This window comes from Paraferrimonas haliotis (assembly GCF_002282895.1).
GTDB lineage: Bacteria > Pseudomonadota > Gammaproteobacteria > Enterobacterales > Shewanellaceae > Paraferrimonas > Paraferrimonas haliotis.
Genome location: NZ_NRRB01000009.1, coordinates 25,863 through 42,290 on the forward strand (window position 1 = coordinate 25,863; position 16,428 = coordinate 42,290).

A 16,428-nucleotide genomic window follows, 5' to 3' on the forward strand; every position below is an offset into this window, starting at 1 on the left:
ATGGTACAAGAAACAAGAAAAAATGCTTATGAGAATTTGTAAGCACTTTTTAACGTTGTTCAATTGTTAATACTTGAGTGGTCAGACAAGTGTCGGTATGCTCACCTAATAATAAATAGAATTGGCAGAGGAAGTTATGGCCTTTGAGAAATTGTTAAGCCCGTTGGACTTAGGCCTTACTCAACTATCGAACCGAGTATTAATGGGCTCTATGCACACCGGTTTAGAAGAAGAGAAAAATGGCTTTGAGAAATTAGCGGCGTTTTATGAAGAACGGGCTAAAGGCGGTGTGGGTCTTATTGTAACCGGAGGCATTTCCCCAAACTTTCGTGGCCGATTGGCACCCAACGGTTGCCAACTCAGTTTTCCTTGGCAAGTAAAAAAGCACAAGCAAGTAACCGCGGCGGTGCATAAATACGACACCAAGATTTGCATGCAAATACTGCACGCCGGCCGCTACGGTTATCACCCGTTTAACCAAGCACCAAGTAAAATTAAAGCGCCAATAAACCCTTTCACACCGTCCGCTATGTCCGATCGTCAAGTTAAAGCGACCATTAAGGATTACGCTAACAGCTCGGCGCTATCGAAAAAAGCGGGCTATGATGGCGTTGAAATCATGGGCTCAGAAGGGTATTTAATTAATCAATTCATTTGTGCTCGCACCAATAACCGTGCGGATGCTTGGGGCGGGAACTTCGAGAAACGCTGTCAGTTCCCTTTGAGCATCGTTAAAGCCATTCGCGAAAAAGTGGGCAAAGATTTTATTATTATCTTTCGTTTATCAATGCTGGACTTGGTTGATAAAGGCTCGAACTGGGACGAAGTGGTGCAATTGGCCAAATGGCTTGAGGCGGCTGGTGTTACCATCATTAATACCGGTATTGGCTGGCACGAAGCTCGAATTCCCACCATCGCCACCTCTGTACCGAGAGCCGCGTTCAGTTGGGTAACCGAGCGCCTAAAAGGCGAGGTGTCGGTGCCGTTAGTGGCCACCAATCGCATTAATACGCCCGAGGTTGCAGAGCAAGTCATTGCCTCGGGGCAAGCGGACATGGTGTCCATGGCGCGACCGTTTCTCGCCGATCCTGAATTTGTGAACAAGGCCCAAGCTGATCAAAGCCAGCTGATTAATACCTGCATTGGTTGTAATCAGGCGTGTTTGGATCATGTCTTTTCGCAAAAGCGCAGCACTTGTCTTGTGAATCCGCGAGCGTGCTATGAAACTGAAATTAATTTTGTAAAAAGCGACACTCCGAAACGCTTAGCGGTTATGGGGGCGGGGCCTGCGGGCATGGCCTTTAGCTTATACGCCAGAGAGCGAGGCCATGAAGTGGTCTTGTTTGAAGCTAAAGCGGAAGTGGGAGGGCAGTTTAACCTCGCTCGAAAAATCCCTGGAAAAGAAGAGTTTGACGAAACTATTCGCTACTTTACCGAGCAAATTAAGGCTACTGGTGTTGAATTGCGACTCAATACAGCGCTCACGCCAGAGGTGCTGGCTCAGGAGACGTTTGACGAAATCATTATGGCGACCGGGGTGTTGCCTCGCAAAGTTGAGGTTGAGGGTTTTGATAGCGATAAAGTATATAGCTATCAACAAGTATTGCAGGGCGAGGCGGAGCTTGGTGATCGCATTGCGCTCATTGGTGCCGGTGGTATTGGGTTCGATATGGCTCATTTCTTGTGTGAACAAGGGCAGTCATCCTCGCTCAATCTAGAGCGGTGGCGCAAACAATGGGGCATAGACGCTACCATTAGCGAGCGTGGCGGGCTAATTGAGCCAGAGCCAGCACCCCACGGGCAAAGACAAGTTCACTTATTGCAACGTAAAACCAGCAAGCCGGGTAAAGGCTTAGGAAAAACCACAGGTTGGATTCATCGCAGTGTCGTAAAACAACATGGTGTTAAGGCGCACGTTGGGGTCAGCTACCATAAGTTTGACGATAACGGTTTGCATATATCCATCGACGGTACAGAGCAATTGCTAGAAGTCGACAATGTGGTGCTGTGTGCAGGTCAAGAGTCCAATCGAGACTTGCAACAGGCTATGGAACAAACGGGCCTACCCGTGCATTTAATTGGTGGGGTTGATGTGGCGGCAGAAGTGGATGCTAAGCGCGCTATCCGACAAGCTGCGACGCTTGCGATGACGATATAAATTAAAACTTAGTTACAAAGCCGTTTTGGCAAAACGAGCCTAGCTTGATTATGGTTAAGCTAGGCTTTTTTGTGGAGACGTTTGCATGGCACTTCCGATTGTTTGGTTAGGAGCTGGGTTGTTGGGAGCCGCGTTCGTAGCAGATTCGCAAGCTCAACGGCGACAGCTTGAACAACGACGCCGTTGGGATGAAAATCTTGATCGCAAGCAAACCGCGTTGACGTTGCCGTCAGAGTGGCATTCGGGACTGAGTCAGGTAGCGCCTGAGCCAGGCAGTTTGGTGGCTTGTCATGTCTATGGTGTGGTGGAGCATACCGGAATTTGGCTCGGAGAAGGGCATATTGCCGAGTTACACGGCAGTGGCCTCATTCGAGGCGTTAGCGAACAGCGCTTTTTAAGTCAACGCAGCGGTAAGCGCATTTTTGTGTGCTGTAATCGCTATCATCAACCCATCCGACTGAGCGAGGATACGGTAACAAGAGCCAGTAGCACGCTGTATCAGGTGAAAGACTATCACTTGTTTGAAAATAACTGTCATCGTTACGTTTACTGGGCTTTAACCGGCGAAAACAGAAAAGTACGAGATTTTAGCCAGCTCAACTGCCTGGTCAGTGCCAAAGCGAAACAACCGCTGTTTTGGGACCTATGCCAGCGCCCATAAAAAATGCCGCGAACAAGTCGCGGCATGGGTAGTTTAATGGCTACTTGGCCTCATCCGGCAAAGGATTAAGCTTGTAGTAATGAGCTACTGCCTTTTCAATCAATTCTAACGGCGTTTGCTCACAGGGTGACAACTGTGCGTCCGACTCGGCGATCGGTGTTACTCTATCGCCCCATTTAATCACGGTAGCCGCTGAGGTTAATCCAGCACCAAAGGCACAGCTGAGCACATTTTGCCCGGGCTTGATGCGGCCTTGTTCCAGTGCGTCGCATATCGCGATAGGAATGGTGGCAGCCGACGTATTACCGTAGTTAGCAATGTTTTTAAACGCCTTGCTTGGATCCACTTTCATTTTACCGATTAACGTATCAATGATGCGCTCATTGGCTTGATGAGGAATGACGAGGTCGATGTCATCTTGCGATAAGCCGAGTTTGGTCATGACCTGATGGCTTAAGCCGCCCATGCCGGCAATGGCTCGCTTGAAAATCTCTCGACCTTCAAACTGTAGATGGAAATTTAACGATTCGGTGTCCATTTTGTCGATACCGGCACCGAAACTGGCTTTGAGAATTTCTCGCCCTGCGGGATCGTTATTTAATGCATAGGCTTGCACACCGGCATCGCTATCAGTGGCTTCAAATAGTGCCGCTCCAGCACCATCACCAAACAGTACGGCGGTTTCACGACGGGACCAATCAATATAGAAACTTAGCTTTTCAGCACCAATAACCAATACGTTTTTACATTGCCCGTTTTCGATTTGAGCGGTGGCCATGCCTAACCCAAACAAAAAGCCAGAGCAGGCCGCATTAATGTCAAAGGCCGGGCAATTGGCACCCACTTCCGCTTGCACAGTAGCGGCAATGTTTGGAATTAAGGTATCTGGAGAGCAGGTGGCTAGAATTATCATGTCTAAGTCAGCACCGCTCTTACCCGCGGCAGCTAACGCTTTTTTGGCCGCAACAACGGCCATCTCTGAGGTAGGTAAATGCGAGATGTGTCGTTGCTTGATGCCGGTACGAGAAAAAATCCACTCGTCGCTGGTAGGCATAAATGTGGCTAAGTCATCGTTGGTTAGCACAGAAGGTGGTACACACTTGCCCCAGCCAGTGATCATTGCATTCGGCATAATAAAAATTCTCTACAGGTTCGCCTTAAGACGTCACGAATTGGTCTTCTTTTAGAGTAGACCATGGCGTCAGATAATTGATCCTCGTAGCGTACCGCTAATTGCCCCATAAGAAAAGGGTTGAGTAAATACTCAACCCTCTAAAGTTCACAGCTTTGTAATAAAACTGTGCTAGTTAACCCAGTTGACTACAAAACACCGCGACGTTGTTGATCCAGCTCGATGCTCTCAAACAGTGCCTGGAAGTTACCTTCACCGAATCCGAGATTATTTTTACGTTGGATAATTTCGATAAAAATAGGACCGAACAAATTACGTGTGAAAATTTGTAATAAATAACCGGAATCATCGCCATCCACTAACACCTGATGGTGTTTGATGCGTTTTGGATCTTCAGTGATACCAGGAACCCGATCGAACACTTCTTCGTAATAGCTGTCAATAATGTCTAAGGTTTTAATGGCTGTGCCTTCCATTGCATCAAGCGAATCCAAAATATCGCGGGATCGGAAAGCCAGGTGTTGCACACCGGGCCCTTTATATTCTTGTAAATACTCGTCAATCTGATTTTTATCGTCGTCTTTGCCTTCGTTAATTGGGATGCAAAAACTGCCATCCGGTGAACGCAGTGCGTAAGACTGAAGGCCGGTTTTAGCGCCATTAATGTCGAAATAACGCACTTCAGTGAAACCAAAGATGTTCTTATAAAAATCAGCCCAATGTGCCATGGTGCCTTTGTAGACGTTATTGGTAAGGTGATCCACTTCCATGAATCCTTTTTCTTGAACTAACAAAGGTTCCGCTAAGGCGTCAAACTCATTTTTCAGCATTTGCGTGCTTGGCTCAATAAAGTAAATCAGGCTATCACCAATGCCGTAAATGGCTGGGTAGGGCAGATCCGTTTGGGTTGGATCAGCGGCTTTTGCACCGCGACGTACCGCTTCGTTAAAGGCGAATTCGGCATTCTCAACGCGCCAACCCATGGAGCAAATGCTTGGACCGTGGTCTTTTGCAAACTGCAATCCAAAGCCATCGTGCTTGCGGTTTAAGAGAAAGTGAATGTCGTTTTGGTTGTAATAAAAGATGTCACTGCCTTTGGCTTTGTGAGTCATTGAAAAACCAAAATCGATAAAGGTTTGGTGCATAAAATCGGAATCTGGGCTGGCAAATTCGGTGAATTCGATTCCAAGTAAACCAACGGGGTTTTGAGCATCTGCCATGGGTTATATCCTACATGTTTGTATAATTATTTGATCTGGATCTAATTTAGGATGGCTTTCGAACAAATTAAAGAATAAACTTTAGCTCATCTTAATCGAATATTTAGATGGTGTTATGCGTCTCGATCTGGAAGCCTTTGTCGTATTACAGGTATTAGTAGAAGAAGGGAGCTTTGCTAAAGCGGCGGAACGTCTGCATAAGGCGCAGTCTGCGGTAAGCTACCAAGTTAAAAAACTGGAGAGCCAGCTCAATCTAGTGTTGTTTGATCGCAGCCATTACCGGGCGGTGCTGACTGAGCAAGGGCAGGCGGTTCTTGCGGAGGGGCAACGGTTATTGCAACAAGCCAAGCACATTGAAGAAATGGCGTTTCGCTTTAGCCAAGGTTGGGAAGCTAATTTAGAGGTTATTATTGACGGTGCGCTGCCTACAGCTCCAGTAATGAGGGCCATTAAAGTACTTTCAGAGCAACAGTTAACCACTCGTGTTCAACTAAAAATGGAGTTTTTGTCAGGAGTTCAGCAACGTTTTGAACAAGCGAATGCTGATCTTATGTTGGTGTTGGATTATCAACCACACCCAGATTATCAAACTTTATCGTTACCCGAAATTACCAGCCTATTAGTGGCCAGTCGTCAGCACCCGTTGGCCAACCAATCCAACTTAACATTAAGCGACTTACAACGTCACCTTGAGCTCACTATTCTCGACAGTGCCAAGGGCGGTGACGCCAGAGTAGACCCTCTCCAGTTTGACTCAGAACGGGTGTTTTACTTGTCTGGGTTTGACGACAAAAAGCGAGCACTGGTAATGGGGCTCGGCTATGGCTGGCTGCCCTTATATTTGATTGAGGACGAATTAGCAGACGGCAGTTTAGTAAAGTTAGATTATGCCAGCAGGTCAAGTTATGCATTTACTCCCAAATTGGTTCAAAACCCAAACAAACCGCTAGGGAAAGCCGGTCAATTGTTGCGACAATTGTTGTTAGATGAATTTACTGCGAGCTTGAGTTAACGCCTTCATTTGCTATGGTTTGACGGCGTTTAATGGAGGCAAAACACCAAAGTAACACCACTAAGTTAATGATGGCCGTCATGCCTAAAAGAACCGGGGTCGCCAAGCCTAATACCCCCAGTACAACCATTGCAATGACGGCGGACATCACCATAAACAAGGCATTAAAGACGTTATTACAGCCAATAATTTGAGCGCGTAAATGCACGGGCGAGTGATGTTGCAGCATGGCTTGCAGCGGCACCACAAACAAGCCCGCAAAAAATGCTAACGCGGTTAAATCGATAATTAGGTTGAGTTGCGGCCATTGGCTTAAGGTGTCGAGCATAGATAAGGTTGGTGACTTTGCAAGCGCAGGCATAGTGGAGAGTACTCTTACGGCATCCATAAGGATGATGCTAATGGCCACGCCGCTTGGCAACACCAGTTTTGGTGTAATCGCACCGTTTAGCAACCAATGACAACACAGCGAGCCTAACGCTATGCCCACTACAAAGCTTGCCAGCAATACGCTGACCCACTGAGGATGCTCGCTCACGTACTGCTGCGAAATGACGGGAATTTGGGTCAATATCGTTGCGCCGATAAACCAAAACCAACTGATGGCAATGATGGCCAAGGTAATGGACGGGTTCGTTTTGGCTAGGGCTATGTTGGTTTTAAAGGCTCGAATAGGATGAAATTGCAACCTGTGCTGAGGGTGGTCTGCTTGAGCATAAGGTATAAAAAAGCTGGCCATAAGCCCAAACAATGCAAACACCACTAACGATAGGCTGATCCAAAAAACAACCTGATTTGCACCAAAGATGATGGCCGCTAAAATCGTGCCCCCCAAAATAGCGACAAAGGTACCCATTTCTACCAGCGCATTTCCAGCGAGTAATTCACTGGGCTTAAGTTGTTGGGGCAGTATCGAGAATTTAACCGGACCAAAAAACGCTGATTGACTGCCCATCAGAAATAACAACAGCAATAACGCCCAAAGGTTTTGCTGGTGAAACGCCCAGCAGGCTGCGATTGCGATGACCAATTCGGTTACTTTTAACAATTGAATTAGACGATGCTTTGGGTATTTGTCGGCCACTTGACCGGCCAAGGCCGAGAAAAAGAAAAAGGGCAGGATAAACAAACCCGCTGCGAGGTTGTTAAGCAGCGCCGATTTTTGAGGGTTGTTGGCCAAGGTAAAGGCTATAAATAGCAACAGCGCATTCTTAAATATATTGTCGTTGAATGCGCCTAAAGCTTGAGTGACAAAAAAAGGCAGAAAGCGTTGCTGCTTTAGCAAAGAAAATTGGTTGTTCACGCCAGCCCTTAACCTTTATGCTCGTAACGAGCGTTCACCCCGACATAGCCCTACAATACCACTTCTAGAGACTTCTACAACATCGCAAACACCGGTTATCGCTTGAATAAAAGCGTCGAGCTTACGGGTTCTGCCGGCCAATTGAACCGTATATAGCTGGGTGGTGGTATCTACTATTTGTCCGCGATAAATATCGGTTAAGCGTTGTACTTCATCTTTTAAACTGGCGGTGTTCGCTTTCACTTTAATTAAGGCAATTTCCCGCTCAATGTGTTCGGTCTCGGTAATGTCCATCACTTTGAGAACGTCAATGAGCTTGTTCAGCTGCTTATCAATTTGCTCCAACGCTTGTTCGTCGACGTTCGTGGTAATGTTTAGGCGCGATAGGGTTGGATCTTCAGTGGCACTCACGCTCAAGGATTCAATATTGTAGCCCCGTTGCGAGAACAAGCCGATAACCCGAGATAGCGCGCCGGGTTGGTTTTCCATTAATAGTGAGACAATTCGTTTCATTAGGTACGCTCCGTTTTACTTAACCACATGTCGTTCATGGAACCACCACGGATTTGCATAGGGTAGACGTGTTCCGACTCGTCAACGCTGATGTCAACAAACACGAGTTTGTCTTTTATGGCGAGCGCCTTGGTCAAACCGGCTTCTAATTCGTCTGGTGTATTAATGTTGATACCAACATGGCCGTATGCTTCAGCAATTTTGACAAAGTTAGGCACCGAATCCATGTAACTTTGGCTGTGTCTTCCTTGATAAATCATGTCTTGCCATTGCTTCACCATACCAAGGAAGCGATTATTCAAATTGATAATGACCACCGGGGTGTCGTATTGCAAAGCGGTGGACAACTCTTGAATATTCATTTGAATGGAGCCGTCACCGGTTACGCACACCACGGTTTCATCTGGGAAGGCCATCTTTACTCCCATCGCCGCCGGCAAGCCAAACCCCATGGTGCCAAGACCACCGGAGTTAATCCAACGTCTGGGTTTGTCAAACGGATAATAAAGCGCCGCAAACATTTGGTGTTGCCCCACATCAGAAGCAACATAAGCATCCCCGTTAGTCAGTTTGTGCAGTTGCTGAATAACCGCCTGCGGTTTGATGCGATCGCCACTGCTGTCATACGCGAGGCTGTCGCGTTTACGCCATTGCTCGATCTTACTCCACCATTGCGTTATGGCTTGTTCATCGTTGCTGCCGCCATTTTCAATGAGCTGCTCTAGCATGCTTGAAAGTACGTTTCGGGCACAGCCAACAATTGGAATATCCGCGTTGACGGTTTTCGATATGGAAGAGGGATCAACGTCGATGTGCAAAATGGTGGCATTAGGGCAATACTTTTCAAGGTTATTGGTGGTCCGGTCATCGAAACGAACGCCAATACCAAAGATTAAATCCGCGTTGTGCATGGCCAAGTTTGCTTCATAGGTGCCGTGCATGCCTAGCATGCCCAAGTTTTGTTGGTGTGTGCCGGGAAAAGCGCCCAACCCCATTAAGGTGTTGACCACCGGCACATTCAACAGCTCTGCGAGTTTAATTAGCGGCTCTGAAGCTTCGCCCATAATAGCGCCGCCGCCCACGTAAAGTACCGGTTGCTTGGCGTCCAGCAAGGCTGAGAGACCCCGTTTAATTTGGCCCTTATGGCCTTGCAAGGTGGGGTTGTAGCTGCGCAGTTTTATCGATTGTGGGTATTCATAGTTAAAACGATTGGCTGGATTGAGCATGTCTTTTGGCAAATCCACCACCACAGGGCCCGGGCGACCGGAGCTGGCCAAGTAAAATGCTTTTTTTAGAATCTGAGGAATTTGTTCAGAGTCTTTTACCAAAAAACTGTGTTTGACAACGGGGCGACTGATGCCCACCATATCGCATTCTTGAAAAGCGTCATTTCCAATGAGGTTCGATGGAACCTGCCCTGATAACACCACTAACGGAATGGAATCCATGTAAGCGGTGGCAATGCCTGTTATGGCATTGGTGGCGCCGGGGCCCGAGGTTACCAAAACAACACCCACTTCGCCGGTAGCTCTAGCGTAGCCATCGGCCATGTGCACCGCCGCTTGTTCGTGGCGCACCAGAATATGGTCAATCTCACTTTTTTGATGCAGAGCATCGTAAATATCCAGCACAGAGCCGCCGGGATAACCAAATAGGGTTTTCACCCCTTCATCAATGAGTGAGCGTACTACCATTTCGGCACCGGAAAGTTGTTCCATGGTCTGCTACCTTCTACTGCTTGCTTTTATTGGATAAGTGAGTCGATGTTATTTTTAGCTCTTGTTTCATCATAAGGAAAAAACAACATTTATCGAGCATATTTTCGACTAAGTTGAAGATTTTTAGTTATAAAAGAAAGGCTTTTGATATAAGCGAGCGTGAAAAGGACTTAACACAGCACTTTGTCTTTGAATAAAGGGGGTGTTAGCCGACGGCCAACCATACACCAACAACCATCATTAAACTGCCTGCGATTCGATTCATTAAGCGCACATTAGCACTTTGGCTTAAAAACAATCTCAGCCCTTTGCCGCCGCTGGCGTACATTAACATACAGCTTAATTCGGTCATCATGATAATGCTTAGTAGCACCATCATTTGGCCGCTGATTGGGCGGCTGGGATCAAGAAAAGGAGGCAACAAAGAAATCATAAATGCCCAACCTTTAGGGTTGGCCACTGCAGTTACAAAGCCCTGCAACATGAGTTGCCGGCCAGTGACTTGGGGTTGTTTAGGGTCGTCACTAATGGCCATGCGCCCACGAGAGCGCCACATTTGTATGCCCAAGTACAGTAGGTAGGCACCGCCAGCGTATTTGAAGACACTAAAGAGTTGCGGGAATTGCAACATCATGGTGGCAATGCCGGCTACCGCTGCAATGGCGACCAGGGCCACGCCCGCCAGCTCGCCGATCATCATCCATAAGGTTCGTTTAACACCTATGGTCATGCCGAGCGTCATGGCTAGGGTCATGCACATGCCAGGGGTGGCGGATACAAACAAAAAGGTTGGAATAAAAATCGCTAAAACGGAGGCTTCAACCCACACTTTGATTACTCTGTAGTGACAAAACGCAGCCAGAATAACCAGCTCTTTTTCAGAAGTCACTCAATTTGCTTAACAGGCGATAAAAAAAGTGAGAGCTTGCCCACGTAATTGACTCATTCAATTAAACTATTTGGTCATAGGCGTATCATAGCAGGAAGAAGATTACCGTACCTAGGAAGCCTCTATGTTTAGAATCCTTGTTAGCGCTTTGGTGTTAGTCACAAGCCTTATCAGCTTGCCCTCCCAAGCGTTCGAAAATCCAAACCATACCTGGTATCAAACCGACGCCAAAACCGAACAAACTCAAGTCAATTTGTATTTCTTTTGGTCGCCAACCTGTCCTCATTGTAAAGAAGCCCATCCGTTTATTGATGATCTTCCGAATCAATATCCTTGGGTTAATCTAAAATCCTATTCTATTGCTGACCAAGGCACTCGCGAAAAGCTCATGGAAGTGGGTGGCATGACCAACATGCAACCGCGCTCGGTGCCTTATTTTGCGGTATGCGGAGAAGCGGTAGCTGGCTACAACAGCCATGAAGTGACTGGACAATACATCGTTGACCGCTTGAAAGCTTGTTACAAAGCGCTGGGCGGCAACCCAGAACAAGGTGCGGCGAAAGCGCCTGCGGATACAAGTGCTGATAACGCTGGCCAAGACGCTGGACTGTTTGCCACCTGCAGCTCTGAAACGGAAGAAAGCGGTGGCGCAGGCTGTGGTCTTGATTTGGACGAACATACTGACGTTGCGTTAACGCCCAGCGTGCAACCAGTAGATATTCCACTGATTGGTGCGGTGCATCCAGAAAAAATGTCATTGCCAGTATTAACTTTGGTTCTAGCTGGGGTTGATGCCTTTAACCCATGTGCATTTTTCGTATTGTTGTTTTTACTGAGTATTATGGTGAATGCAGGCAGTCGTGGACGGATGTTACTGGTAGGGGGAATCTTTGTTTTCTTCTCGGGCTTCATTTACTTCATTTTCATGACGGCATGGCTGAACTTGTTCATGTTCCTTGGCGATGACAATGGCGGCTGGATCATCACCGCCGCCGGTTTACTGGCGCTGGTTGCGGCGGCGATTAACATAAAAGATTTCTTTTATGGTCGGGGGGATGTGAGTTTATCCATGTCGGTGGAAAACCGGGGTGGATTAATTAAACGCATGGGTAAGCTCTCTAAGGCCAGTTCACTGGCCACTATGATAGTCGGTACCACGGTCTTGGCGATTTTGGCGAACGCTTACGAGCTGTTGTGTACGGCTGGATTCCCAATGATCTTTACCTCAGTGTTATCCATGTCGAACCTTGACGTTGCCGAGCGTTATATGTACTTGATTGCTTATAACGTTATTTACGTGATTCCATTGGCGGCAATTGTCATTGTCTTCTCAGCCACACTGGGTAAACGTAAACTAACCGAGAAAGAAGGTGAAGTATTGAAACTCATGTCGGGCATTATGATGCTTGGCTTAGGCTCAATGCTGGTGTTTGATCCAAACGCTTTGCAAAATGTGGTGTTCTCGGTGGGACTAATCTTATTCTCGATTATTGCCACCTTTGTGATCACTAAGATTAAGCGCTCTGTGCAAAGCAAGTAGCCAACCGCAAGCTTGCTTAAAAAAGGCGCCTTAGGCGCCTTTTTTGTGGCTAATGCCCGTTGCTAAAGCCGCGACGTTGATTACAATGGTAATCCGCAATTTTAGCTTTAGAGTAACGCTATGAATCACGCTGATAAAACCGGAGCCAGCGCCAATTACCGTCGCATGGAAAGCGAATATCGAGATCAAGCACTGAAGCTGTACCCTTGGGTTTGTGGTCGTTGTGCCCGAGAATTTGTGTACAGCAATATACGCGAACTTACGGTGCATCATATTGACCATGACCACACCAATAACCCCAGTGATGGCAGTAATTGGGAGTTGTTATGCCTTTATTGCCATGATCACGAGCATTCTAAATACACAGACCATCAAGCCTATGGCAGTGAAGTGAAAGCAGGGGACACCAATCAAACCCAGGCCACTCACAACCCCTTTGCCAACTTAAAAGACTTGTTGAAGTAACCGTAGCGGCACAGGGCTATTAATCAGCCTGATGGGATGATGTTAACGGCAGCACCAGGGTTACTATCACACCGTCTTGGCTGGCTTGATTTTGGATGCTAATTCGACCGTTGTGATAGTGGGCTATTAACTTAGCAATATAGAGCCCTAAGCCTAAATGGGGCTTATCGCTTTTCTTAGTTCTAAGGGACACCATGGAGTCAAACACTTGCTCTTTCATTTCTTCGGGGAGCAGCGGCCCTTTGTTGGCCAAGGTGATGGTGGCTTGCTGTTTTTGATGACTCAGAGTTATTTTGATTGGTTCATTGGGCTCACTAAAATCAACGGCGTTGCCCACCAGTTTATCCAGTAGTTGCCCTAAATATTCAGGAACACCCTCTAGCGTCGCCGGTTGCTCATCCATGCTCAGTGTAAAGCGGTGGTTGGGATATATGAGCGCGTAACTCTGGTGATAACCGTCGAGCAATTCCTGCAAAACAATCGGCTCTAGTTCCATACTTTTAAGACTTTGCTCAATGCGGCTGGCTTCTGTCATGGAATTGAGAATGAGATTGAGACGATTAATGCCTTCTTGAGCGCGGGCAAAGGCTTTTTGCTGGTGTGGGCTAAGCGGGGCATCGTCGCTCATGTTTTCTAACGATGAGCGAACCACAGCCACCGGCGTTCTTAGTTCATGGGATAAGCGCGAGCTGAGCTTCTCTAAATATTGGTTGTAGCCGGCTAAGCGCTCAAGGACTAATGAGAAACTGCGGGATAGATCGCCAATTTCATCCCGCCGAGTAGAGGGTTCAATGAGGTGATTTACCTTGCCTTTGTCATCAATGGCGGATTCGGTTTGGTTTCGAAGCCCTCTAATGCGCCAAGAAATCCCCGCGGTAAAGGCCAGCAATAACACCACTACTGCAGCAATGATTAACGACAATGTTTGAAACAAGGTTTGCATGGCGGTATTTCTGAGGCTGCGAATGCCATTGGTGGTTTGCTCGGCTACTACCGCACCCATGACTTTTCCGTCAACAAAAATGGGGCTTGCAGCGGAGAGAATCACTGCTTTTTGATCACTGGTAAAGCGCCAATGGGTTTGAGATGCTCCCAAAAGGGCTTTTTCAATGTAATCGCTGTTGAGCTGTGTTGAGTCGTTTAGGGTGTCAACGAAATCATTACTAGGGCGGTTTAGCCAAGCATCTAAAAGGGGAGCGATACGGGCATAATAAAGGGTATTCCACCAGCCTTCCTGATGTTCAACGGTTTTGTCATTTTGATTCCACAGGCCACCGGAGCTGTGAATGTCGCCTGAGCGAGCTAATACTCGCTGGTGTCTATCCACAACCCAAATGCGTGAAGGGTTGTGTTGCATGCCTTTAATGATGCGCTCAATTTCAGGTGAGGGTACCAGTACGCTGCCCATTTTGTCACTTTGTCGGTACGGTGCGGTAGCGACAACGGCATCGACTCGACGGGACCCTGTGTTATTGACGTCTTGAAAAGCAAAAGAGAGCTTGCTGCCGAGCATGTCTAAGGGCAGGCGTAACTCGATGTCATAGCCTTTCGATGTGGTGCGCCAATGACCTTGAATGCTTGGCTCTACTTCTATCCCTGACACCGCTGACAGGCTTACTGGAACGGTAAACGCATTAAACCAACCGTCTCGAGTAACCGCTACGCCATAGCGTTTATACTCGCCTTCGGGTGTTTCTAAGGCCATTATCAACATGTCATTTTGATCGATTCTCAAAGCGTTGGTAGCGCGTTTTATTGGATTGGGATCCGTCACTGAAAACATGGCATATAAGTAGTTGCCGTGTTTCCCCACCATGTTGCTAAAACTCAAAGCGACTTTTTGATTAGGGTTGCGCTGGTAAAGCACCTTGTTTTCGCCATAGTGCAAAAAGCGATGTTTGTATTGCTGCCAATCATCCAAAAAGCCATCGAGGTTAATGGCGTCGTCGAGGGGATAAGCGTATAAATCACGGCCTTTTTTAACTTGCTTTAAGAAACTGGCATGCTGATTAAACAGCGCGGGTCGCTCGTGCAGCGCGGTGGCTAACGCCTGCGTGGTGCCGATTAAGGTGTTTTCTTGGCCAGTTTGAAGGTAGTGCTCCATTTCATCAATGAATTGATAGCCCAACCAGGGCAATAATAACAAACTGCTGGATAACAACAGAATCTTGGGAATAAGGCCGACCCTAGGTAACCGCATTTATTCAGTAACCACCCAGCGATAGCCCATACCATGAACCGTTTTCAGTGAATCAAAATCACTGTCTATGCCACTGAATTTCTTGCGAATTCGTTTAATGTGGGAGTTAATGCTATTGGGGTCGACAGTTAAATTAGCCGCCTCCATAAGTTGATCTCTTGATTTCACTTGGCCGGGTCTTCTAACCAACGCTAACACAATCCAAAACTCAGTCAGTGTCAGATCTATTTCTTGGCTGTTATAAGTCACCAGTTTCTGACCTTCTTTGATGGAAACCAATCCAGCCTCAATGGCTTGCTCAGTGACGTCCGGTTGTTGATTAGCTTGAGCTAGTGAAATAAGCGATTGAATACGCAGCCTTAATTGGTGAAACGGAGCGCTTTTGGAAAGATAGTCGTTGCCCCCTTTAGCAAACCCTGTAGTTAAGTCGAACTCGTCATCTCGGGCGGTTAAGAAAATAATAGGGAGTTTATCGCTCTTAGCTCTAAGCCATTGACATAAATCAAAGCCGCCGTCGATTTCGTCCTCTAAACCGATATCAATAATAGCTAAGTCGGGCAATTGCACGGAAAAGGCTTCCTCTGCGGAGCGGCGGTTGCTGTAACTGCTGACTTGGTAGCCTAACTTGGTTAATTTTTCTGCATAATTTTCACGAAGGGCGTCTTCATCTTCAACGATGGCGATTCGAGTCATTAATCCGCTCCACTAGAGTCTAACAGGTTGCTTCAGTGGCTCTATCATACCGAAATTTTTCATAAAAAAAGCGACCTAAGAGCGATTGCCATAATTTCGCCACATTTGGCCACAACATTGCCCTAAACCTGCCTCAAGAATGCCCATTCTGCTTGTTGTAATGAGTCCCAACAACACAGTTCTACAAACATGACACATTATCTAAGGGATAACATTATGAAAAAGCAACTTATCGCGCTAACCGTCGGTTTAGCATTAACGCAACCTGCCTTTGCTAACAACAGCCAAGAGGTGGATACCAAGCCTGAATTAGTGGGCGTTGGCTCTGGTATGGTTCTAGGCGGTTTAGTGGGTGGCCCTGTGGGCATTTTTATTGGCGCACTTACCGGTGGAATGATAGGGAAAAGCATCGCCCATGAAGAGTTCATTGAAACTCAGAATGAAACCATTACCCAGTTAAATCGCGACAACGAGCAGTTAATGGAAACGGCCCAACGCTATAACGCCAGCGAGCTAAAAATTGCCAAGCTCAATGCCGAGTTGAATCAAATGAAGGCGTTATCGCTGGCCATGAACATTCAGTTTAGAAGTGGCTCTTCTAAAATTGAGCCGCATTTTCAGCAACAACTCATGGAATTGGCTGAACTAATGCACCAAATTCCAGAGTTGAAACTCAATCTTGCTGGTTATTCCGATCCCACTGGAGCGCAAGAGTTCAACATGGCGTTATCACACAAACGAGCGGACTCAGTAAAAGCGTTTTTATTGGCACAAGGTATCAGTGAGGGGCGGCTACATAGCCAGGGCTATGGCGCGAACTTGCCACTGGTGGACAACCCAAATTACGAGTCCAATAACTTCGAACGTCGGGTTGCGATTTCAACTGTAATTTCTAACACCGCTACTGCCAACCTACGCTAAGGA

Annotated in this window: 14 protein-coding genes; 6 read left to right on the forward strand and 8 right to left on the reverse strand. The window is 47.1% G+C overall.

All coding sequences use genetic code 11. The features are described from left to right. Nucleotides 1–136 precede the first annotated feature (136 nt). Nucleotides 137–2,158 carry an oxidoreductase gene (locus tag CLC91_RS14160; protein WP_095500571.1) on the forward strand — a complete coding sequence of 674 codons (2,022 nt, stop codon included), beginning with the start codon at nucleotides 137–139 and terminating at the stop codon, nucleotides 2,156–2,158. Nucleotides 2,159–2,243: 85 nt separating this feature from the next. Next, a complete protein-coding gene (locus CLC91_RS14165; protein ID WP_095499205.1) occupies nucleotides 2,244–2,819 on the forward strand; it encodes a C40 family peptidase in 576 nt (191 codons plus the stop codon). A 40-nt stretch (nucleotides 2,820–2,859) separates the two neighbouring features. Here CLC91_RS14165 and CLC91_RS14170 read toward each other — a convergent pair whose 3' ends face one another. Together CLC91_RS14170 and hppD are read right to left on the reverse strand one after the other, a co-directional pair. Then, a complete protein-coding gene (locus CLC91_RS14170; RefSeq protein ID WP_095499206.1) occupies nucleotides 2,860–3,951 on the reverse strand; it encodes a ketoacyl-ACP synthase III in 1,092 nt (363 codons plus the stop codon). A 188-nt stretch (nucleotides 3,952–4,139) separates the two neighbouring features. Further along, the gene (gene hppD, locus CLC91_RS14175; protein ID WP_095499207.1) at nucleotides 4,140–5,171 is read right to left on the reverse strand and encodes a 4-hydroxyphenylpyruvate dioxygenase; all 1,032 of its coding nucleotides are present in this window, start codon (nucleotides 5,169–5,171) and stop codon (nucleotides 4,140–4,142) included. Between the two features lie 115 nt (nucleotides 5,172–5,286). On the opposite strand from hppD, the gene CLC91_RS14180 reads away from it, so the two are divergent. Continuing rightward, the gene (locus tag CLC91_RS14180) at nucleotides 5,287–6,183 is read left to right on the forward strand and encodes a LysR family transcriptional regulator (protein WP_095499208.1); all 897 of its coding nucleotides are present in this window, start codon (nucleotides 5,287–5,289) and stop codon (nucleotides 6,181–6,183) included. Here the strand turns inward: CLC91_RS14180 and CLC91_RS14185 are convergent. The 4 genes from CLC91_RS14185 to CLC91_RS14200 all read right to left on the reverse strand — a co-directional run bounded on the left by CLC91_RS14185 (nucleotide 6,164) and on the right by CLC91_RS14200 (nucleotide 10,546). Further along, on the reverse strand, nucleotides 6,164–7,486 hold the full coding sequence (locus tag CLC91_RS14185) for an MFS transporter (RefSeq protein WP_095499209.1): 1,323 nt from the start codon (nucleotides 7,484–7,486) through the stop codon (nucleotides 6,164–6,166). The genes CLC91_RS14180 and CLC91_RS14185 overlap by 20 nt on opposite strands. A 15-nt stretch (nucleotides 7,487–7,501) precedes the next feature. Beyond that, nucleotides 7,502–7,999: an acetolactate synthase small subunit gene (gene ilvN / locus CLC91_RS14190; RefSeq protein WP_095500572.1), complete on the reverse strand. Its 498-nt coding sequence runs from the start codon at nucleotides 7,997–7,999 to the stop codon at nucleotides 7,502–7,504. Beyond that, nucleotides 7,999–9,717, reverse strand: a complete 1,719-nt coding sequence (locus CLC91_RS14195) for an acetolactate synthase 3 large subunit (RefSeq protein WP_095500573.1) — start codon at nucleotides 9,715–9,717, stop codon at nucleotides 7,999–8,001. Before CLC91_RS14195 ends, ilvN begins: the two co-directional genes overlap by 1 nt. 205 nt (nucleotides 9,718–9,922) lie before the next feature. Then, nucleotides 9,923–10,546 carry a LysE family translocator gene (locus tag CLC91_RS14200; RefSeq protein WP_233132637.1) on the reverse strand — a complete coding sequence of 208 codons (624 nt, stop codon included), beginning with the start codon at nucleotides 10,544–10,546 and terminating at the stop codon, nucleotides 9,923–9,925. Between the two features lie 184 nt (nucleotides 10,547–10,730). Between CLC91_RS14200 and CLC91_RS14205 the strand changes: the two genes are divergently transcribed. Next, a complete protein-coding gene (locus tag CLC91_RS14205) occupies nucleotides 10,731–12,146 on the forward strand; it encodes a glutaredoxin family protein (protein WP_095499212.1) in 1,416 nt (471 codons plus the stop codon). A gap of 120 nt (nucleotides 12,147–12,266) precedes the next feature. Beyond that, a complete protein-coding gene (locus CLC91_RS14210) occupies nucleotides 12,267–12,611 on the forward strand; it encodes a YajD family HNH nuclease (RefSeq protein WP_095499213.1) in 345 nt (114 codons plus the stop codon). A 19-nt stretch (nucleotides 12,612–12,630) separates the two neighbouring features. On the opposite strand, the gene pdsS is transcribed toward CLC91_RS14210, so the two are convergent. Together pdsS and CLC91_RS14220 are read right to left on the reverse strand one after the other, a co-directional pair. Beyond that, nucleotides 12,631–14,811 (reverse strand): proteobacterial dedicated sortase system histidine kinase, encoded by a 2,181-nt coding sequence (gene pdsS, locus CLC91_RS14215; RefSeq protein WP_095500574.1) that lies wholly within the window; start codon nucleotides 14,809–14,811, stop codon nucleotides 12,631–12,633. Beyond that, nucleotides 14,812–15,504, reverse strand: a complete 693-nt coding sequence (locus CLC91_RS14220; RefSeq protein ID WP_095500575.1) for a response regulator — start codon at nucleotides 15,502–15,504, stop codon at nucleotides 14,812–14,814. Nucleotides 15,505–15,720: 216 nt separating this feature from the next. Between CLC91_RS14220 and pdsO the strand changes: the two genes are divergently transcribed. Continuing rightward, nucleotides 15,721–16,425 (forward strand): sortase-associated OmpA-like protein PdsO, encoded by a 705-nt coding sequence (gene pdsO / locus CLC91_RS14225; RefSeq protein WP_158220752.1) that lies wholly within the window; start codon nucleotides 15,721–15,723, stop codon nucleotides 16,423–16,425. Nucleotides 16,426–16,428: the final 3 nt, after the last annotated feature.